This is a genomic window from Acinetobacter tjernbergiae DSM 14971 = CIP 107465 (assembly GCF_000374425.1).
Taxonomy (GTDB): domain Bacteria; phylum Pseudomonadota; class Gammaproteobacteria; order Pseudomonadales; family Moraxellaceae; genus Acinetobacter; species Acinetobacter tjernbergiae.
Genome location: NZ_KB894383.1, coordinates 20,466 through 27,084 on the forward strand (window position 1 = coordinate 20,466; position 6,619 = coordinate 27,084).

Here is a 6,619-nt window from a genome sequence, read left to right on the forward strand (position 1 = left end):
CCCTATCACTGCCCCGTAAAGATTTGATAACCCAAGCGACAAATTAATATACTGACTAAAATCAGAAATAAAATACGAATAAAGCCACTACCGTATTTTAGAGCTAAACGTACACCCAATAATGAGCCTGCAATATTGGCTGCTGCCATCATCGCCCCCAATGCAAACAGTACATGACCCGTTGGAATGAAGAAGCTCAGTGCCGCCAGATTAGTCATAAAATTACCAATCTTAGATAAAGCAGAGGCATGTAAAAAATCCACTTGCAGAAAGCGAATAAAAAAGAAGATAAAGAAGCTGCCTGTGCCTGGACCAAAAATGCCATCATAGAAACCTATCGCTAAGCTACCGAGTGCAGCAAAAAACAATAACTTCGGTGTGATGTGCTGATCCACATGCACTTGCCCAAATTGCTTTTTCATCAAGGTATAAATCGCAATCACAATCAGCATGACCAAGACAAAGGGTTTTAATATCTCGGCAGGTATTTTGGCAACAAAAGATGCTCCCACAAAAGCACTGATAAAAGCAAAAATTGCAATCACCGCCAGTAGTGACCACTGCAATTTAACCCGTCGTACAAATGAAAGCGCAGCTGAACCTGTCCCAAAAATAGAAGCCAATTTATTGGTTCCAAATAATGTTGCAGGCGCGGTTTGTGGCAATGCGCCCATCAATGCAGGGATCTGAATCAGTCCACCACCACCAACTGCGGCATCAATCGTTCCCGCACAAAAGGCAAAGAACACTAAACTTAGGCTCAGCTCCCATTCCATCAATACAACCTTATAAATTGAGTAAACGTTTCGGCACGAGGCGTTTTTTATCAGTGATCTCGGCTAAACCTAAGCAACGCTCTCCATCAAAAACTAAGACTTCAGCAGCAGCTTCATGTTCAATATTACTTTCTTGCCCATTACCAAAATATTTTTCCCGTCCTTCTGGCAATTGAACGCGTGGAAAGTGTTCGACTGGTGCATATGCTGCAAGCAATAAAGCATCTCGCTCTGCCAGCGAAAGACTTTCTAAATACTCAATCGTATAGCTTGGGTTAATTTCAAAATGACCTGTTTGAGTTCGATGTAATTTGGTGAGATGTCCACCACAGCCCAAAGCTTCGCCAATATCCTCACCTAAGACTCGAATATAAGTCCCTTTAGAACACGTCACATCTAGCATCAAACTGTCTTCAGTAAAACTCAGAAGTGTTAAGTCGTAAATGGTGACTGGACGCGCTTCACGCTCGATTTCAATCCCTTGACGTGCCAATTCATACAAAGGACGACCATCACGTTTCAATGCTGAATACATCGGTGGTACTTGCTGAATATCGCCACGAAACTGTGCTAAAACCTGTTCAATGCGCTCTGTCGTCAAAATAGGGACATCTCTCTGTTGGAGAATTTCACCCTCAACATCACCTGTCGCAGTGGTTTGTCCAAGTTTGACGGTTGTTTGATAACGCTTGGTCGAATCCAATAAATAATGCGAGAACTTAGTCGCCTCTCCCAAACAAATGGGCAATAAACCTGTTGCTAATGGATCTAATGCACCCGTATGCCCCGCTTTTTGTGCATTGAACAAGCGGCGTACTTTTTGCAGTGCAGAATTAGAACTTAAACCTAAGGGTTTATTTAATAAGAAAACACCACTCAGATGGCGATAAGCGCTTTTTTTCATAAATGAAAAGCCAAACCAGAAAGGCTTATTTTATCAAAACTATTCATCGGATTTTCAAAAATTAAGCGCTCAAAAAAACAACATTTATGATAAATTTATTTTCGTTTCCGAAATTAAAAGCACATGGATTATGCTTAATGAATAAAATTGGAAGAAAAACAATACTATTATGTAGTTTATTGATCATTTCAGCATTCATGCTGAGTTTATTGTATTGGTTAGCTCCGAATAATCAGCAGCAACCACTCAACTCAACTGATCAATCTATCAGCAATATAGAGCCATCAAATAATTCTAAAAATTCAAATAGCGTAAATAAGCTTGATGCGCATTTTAATAGTGCAAGTCAGATGGATACCGAAATTGACTGCAAATTAGAATTCAATGCATCACAACATTTGATTGTGAATGAACAAACGCGAAATTGTTTTGAGTATTTTATTTCTCAACACGGTGAACGAAGCATTGATGAAATTCGTCAGAACTTTCAGCTTTATATCGCCAAAGCTTTTCAAACATCGCAACAACAACAAATTTTGGCCTTATGGTCACGTTATTTAGATTATCGCCAAGCGCTAAGTAAGTTACAGGGACAACAACCTGCACAAGAAAGTTATCAATACTTCCAAGCTATTTTTGACTCTATGCATGATTTAAAACAACGTTTCTTTTCAAATCCTGAAATTGAAGGCTTATTTGGAACGGAAGATGTTTATCAGCAATATACGCTTGATCGTATGCGAATTTTAGAAAACAACGCACTAGATGCCGCAGCGAAAGCGAAACAATTACAGCAACGCTTTGAACAACTGCCTCAAGATTGGCAAGACAATCTCAAAGATTTATCCAAACTCGATGATTTGCACGCATTAACGGCACAAATCAAAGCGAGACATGGTTCGGCCCAAGAACTACGTGATATGCGTGTTAGTTTAGTTGGTGAAGCCGCCACACAGCGCTTAGAACAGCTTGACCAACAACGTTCTGACTGGAAACAGCGTGTGCAGTCCTATCTAGATGAACGCAAAACCATTGTCGATAGTAATATGAGTACATCAGCGAAAGATCAAGCAATTCAAAAAATCAAATCACAACAATTTCAATCGACACAAGAACAACAACGTTTACAAACTTTTGAAACTGTCTACGACCAAGGAGGAAATTTACCGTTTAGTAACTAGGAAAAAATCATAAGGCATTGAAATAAAGCTATTTAGCATGGATGCAATGTCACGTTCGTCAGAACATCAAGACCCATATGAAAACAAAAATCGAGAGAAATATTATGCAAAAACTAATCCGCTGTCTTGCACTATCTATGCTGGCAATGGGCGTATCGACAAGCTACGCGTCGAATACAACACAAGTGAGAGGGAATACGGTCGTATCTACTTATGCTAAAACTAAATACCCAATGGTTTTTGTACATGGGGTTGCTGGATTTTCACGTGTAGGAAGTGATCCTCTAGGAGTTGATTACTGGCATCAAATCCTACCCGACCTTGCACGTAATGGCGCAAATGTTTGGACGACGCGTCTTTCACCATTTAACTCAAATGAGATTCGTGGTGAACAACTCGCTCAACAAGTTGAAGAAATTATTGCCATTACAGGACAGCCCAAAGTTAACCTCATTGGTCATAGCCAAGGTGGTCCAACCATTCGTTATGTGGCTGGTATTATGCCAAGTAAAGTTGCGTCATTAACAAGCGTAAGTGGCACTCATAAGGGTTCACCTGTCGCTAGTCTCATTATGAACGTAGATGGAACGTTCTTAGGTACTGCTGGCGCAGCTGTGGTGAATTTCTTCTCAGGGGCGATTACATGGTCACAAGGACTCGACCCAAAAAGCTACCCACATGATGCTTTAGCCGCTGGTCGTAGTATTTCAGTTGAAGGTTCAAAACAATTTAATACACGATTCCCTATGGGTGTACCAACCACAAGTTGTGGTGAAGGTGCATATCAGGATAAAGGAATTTATATGTATTCTTTCTCTGGCACACAAGCCTTAACCAATATCCTTGACCCACTTGATCCACTCTTTACTGCAACCAGTCTGATTGTCGATATTAAAGGAGATAATGATGGGATGGTGAGCCGTTGTAGTGCTAAATTTGGTCGAACAATCCGAGATAATCTACCATGGAATCATGCAGATGAAGTCAACCAAGTTCTAGGTTTGAAATCACTGTTTGCACCTGACCCAATTGACATTTATCGCCAACATGCCAACCGCTTAAAATTACAAGGACTATAGAACAAACACAAAAAATGCGCCAATTGGCGCATTTTTTGCTTTACAACAAAGTTAAAATTAACCTTGTTTACGAGCTGGTAACTTTTCACGAATACGTGCAGCTTTACCAGACAACTCGCGTAGGTAGTAAAGTTTAGCACGACGAACGTCACCACGACGTTTCACTTCGATTTTAGCAACGATTGGAGAGTGAGTTTGGAAAACACGCTCAACACCAACACCGCTAGAGATTTTACGAACTGTGAAAGCAGAGTTCAAACCACGATTTTTCTTCGCGATTACAACACCTTCAAATGCTTGAAGACGTTCACGTTCACCCTCTTTTACTTTAACTTGAACGATAACTGTATCGCCCGGTGCAAAAGCAGGGATGTCTGATTTTAACTGTGCATTTTCAACAGCTTGAACTAAAGGATGTTTACCACTCATGTGGAATCTCCAATATGTGCGGGAGAGAAGAGGTCTCTGACACCGCTGGGAATAGAGGCTAAAGCGCATATCTCCCGTTTAACTTTCCCTTTAGGGCAAAATTGCCTTAAAGAGCCTATTTTTAACTTAAACTCAGTTTAAGTAGAACTCGAAGCAAAGCTTCTCGTTGGGTGCAAAGATAAACTGATACCAGTTTAACCTTTTGAATTTTTTAACCATTTAATTTGCTGTTTGGTCAACTCCACTTTTTCCACCAACTCTGGTCGACGGTCTAAAGTACGTTGATAGCGCTGCAAAAAACGCCATTTCTCAATATTGGCATGATGTCCTGATTTAAGTACCTCAGGCACATCCAACCCTTCGAAACAGTCAGGCTTTGTATATTGTGGACAATCCAATAGACCATCTACAAAAGAATCTTGGATCGCAGATTGCTCATCAGACATGACATTTGGCAATCGGCGAATAATACTGTCGAGCAATACCATGGCAGGAAGTTCACCACCCGATAAGACGTAGTCCCCAATTGACCATTCTTGATCAACATAATGCTGGATTAAACGTTCATCGACCCCTTCATAACGCCCACACAATACAATCAAACCATCATAATCAACGAATTGTTGTACTGCCTGTTCATTTAAGGTTTTGCCTTGCGGTGACATATACACCACTGGCGCATGAACACAGCCTGCTTGCATTGCAAGTTGTTTAGCATGGGTAATTGCTTTTGCCAACGGCTCAGCCATCATCACCATACCAGGACCACCACCGAAAGGACGTTCATCCACTCGTTTATAGTTGCCCTCAGCAAAATCTCGTGGGTTAATGCAAGTCACTTGCACGATGTCACGCTTTGCTGCACGCCCGCTAATCCCGTACGCTGTAATCGCTTCAAACATTTCAGGAAACAATGTGATGACTGCAAAAAACACCGCAGACTCCTTTATTTTCCTGCTGCGCTACCCTCCCCGAAAGGATTAGTAGTCTACGCCCCAATTGACGTAAATACGACCAGCTTCAAGATCAACGCGTTGTACCACATCTTTATGCCAAGGAATCATTCGCTCTTCAGCATCAATGCTATCAGGCGTCGCTTTTACGACCATGACATCATTAGCACCTGTTTCAAACAGTTCGTAGATTTGACCAAGATTAACCTCTTGTTCATCATCATTCAGACCTAACACCGTTAGACCTTTAAGATCAGACCAGTAGTACTCGTCTACATCTGCTTTTGGAAGCTGAGATTTGGCAATCCAGATATTCGCGCCAACCAGATTTTCTGCACCAGTACGATCATTCACGTCTTTTAATGCAACAACCAAGCCTTTGCCATGTGTTTTCCAACGTTTTACGTCAATCGTTTGCCAACCCGCCTTGGTTTCAATGTACCAAGGTAGGTAGTCAAACATATTGCTCATAGGTTCTGTATTTGAGTAAACCCAGAGCCACCCATTTAATCCATAAGCTGAACGTAACTGTCCAATCTGAATACGATCTTCAGGCACATTCTGTGTCGATGTCATGGGCTATCTACTACTATTACGCAGCAGTCGCAGCTTTCTTAGCTTGAGCAGCTAAAGAAGCAACACGTTCTGAAGGTTGAGCACCTTGAGCAACCCAGTGTGCAAAACGGTCAGCATCTAAACGAACTTTTTCAGCTTTACCTTGTGCAGTTGGGTTAAAGAAACCGATACGCTCGATAAAACGACCGTCACGTGCATTACGGCTATCAGTTACGATAATTTGATAGAATGGACGTTTTTTTGCACCACCGCGCGCTAAACGAATAACAACCATGATAAACAGCCTTATAATTTTTACGGATTATCCCTGCACCGACCATCGGCAACACTTCAAACCCCTTTCATAGAGGGCAGTATTCTACGTTATATTTATGTTGAAAGAAAGATCAAATTTAAGGTTGTCCCCTGCTTTAAATTTTCTATTCTTTAATATAACCCGAATCGTGGATAAAAAATTGACTTGAAAAATAAAAGAACTAGAGCCATCAGTTGAGTTACCACACCAAACCTAAAGCTCTAGTCCTAATGTTCAATAGTACCGAATTATTCTGTGTAATCGATGATTTCTTTCTTAAATTTGAATCAACTTATTGGAAGTTTCTCAAACAAATCCGCTACTCTTTAAGAATCAGAACTGCACAGCTGACCATCTCGGAAATTAGCTTTATCGCCATTTGGTATAAGTGTTCTCACTTCAGTAATTTCAAAGCCTTTTTCACAT

Annotated in this window: 8 protein-coding genes and 1 pseudogene; 3 read left to right on the forward strand and 6 right to left on the reverse strand. The window is 41.0% G+C overall.

All coding sequences use genetic code 11. The annotated features are described in order from the left end of the window. Positions 1–5: 5 nt before the first annotated feature. Together C502_RS0117425 and truB are read right to left on the reverse strand one after the other, a co-directional pair. Entirely contained in the window at positions 6–776 is a 771-nt protein-coding gene (locus C502_RS0117425; protein WP_018680050.1) for a sulfite exporter TauE/SafE family protein, read from the reverse strand. A gap of 10 nt (positions 777–786) precedes the next feature. Next, positions 787–1,680 (reverse strand): tRNA pseudouridine(55) synthase TruB, encoded by an 894-nt coding sequence (truB, locus tag C502_RS0117430; RefSeq protein ID WP_018680051.1) that lies wholly within the window; start codon positions 1,678–1,680, stop codon positions 787–789. Between the two features lie 137 nt (positions 1,681–1,817). Here truB and C502_RS0117435 point away from each other — a divergent pair, with 137 nt between their 5' ends. Further along, complete coding sequence (locus C502_RS0117435; protein WP_018680052.1) at positions 1,818–2,861, forward strand: lipase secretion chaperone; 1,044 nt, start codon at positions 1,818–1,820, stop codon at positions 2,859–2,861. Between the two features lie 104 nt (positions 2,862–2,965). Then, positions 2,966–3,940 carry a lipase family alpha/beta hydrolase gene (locus tag C502_RS0117440; RefSeq protein ID WP_023274803.1) on the forward strand — a complete coding sequence of 325 codons (975 nt, stop codon included), beginning with the start codon at positions 2,966–2,968 and terminating at the stop codon, positions 3,938–3,940. A gap of 57 nt (positions 3,941–3,997) precedes the next feature. On the opposite strand, the gene rplS is transcribed toward C502_RS0117440, so the two are convergent. The 4 genes from rplS to rpsP form a co-directional block, all read right to left on the reverse strand. Beyond that, on the reverse strand, positions 3,998–4,369 hold the full coding sequence (gene rplS, locus C502_RS0117445; protein WP_004803988.1) for a 50S ribosomal protein L19: 372 nt from the start codon (positions 4,367–4,369) through the stop codon (positions 3,998–4,000). A 194-nt stretch (positions 4,370–4,563) separates the two neighbouring features. Further along, positions 4,564–5,304, reverse strand: a complete 741-nt coding sequence (trmD, locus tag C502_RS0117450) for a tRNA (guanosine(37)-N1)-methyltransferase TrmD (protein WP_018680054.1) — start codon at positions 5,302–5,304, stop codon at positions 4,564–4,566. Positions 5,305–5,349: 45 nt separating this feature from the next. Next, positions 5,350–5,898 (reverse strand): ribosome maturation factor RimM, encoded by a 549-nt coding sequence (rimM, locus tag C502_RS0117455; protein ID WP_018680055.1) that lies wholly within the window; start codon positions 5,896–5,898, stop codon positions 5,350–5,352. Positions 5,899–5,914: 16 nt separating this feature from the next. Continuing rightward, positions 5,915–6,172: a 30S ribosomal protein S16 gene (gene rpsP, locus C502_RS0117460; RefSeq protein WP_018680056.1), complete on the reverse strand. Its 258-nt coding sequence runs from the start codon at positions 6,170–6,172 to the stop codon at positions 5,915–5,917. 251 nt (positions 6,173–6,423) lie between these two features. Here rpsP and C502_RS19040 point away from each other — a divergent pair. Next, positions 6,424–6,619: pseudogene (locus C502_RS19040) on the forward strand (IS982 family transposase); the annotation flags it as partial.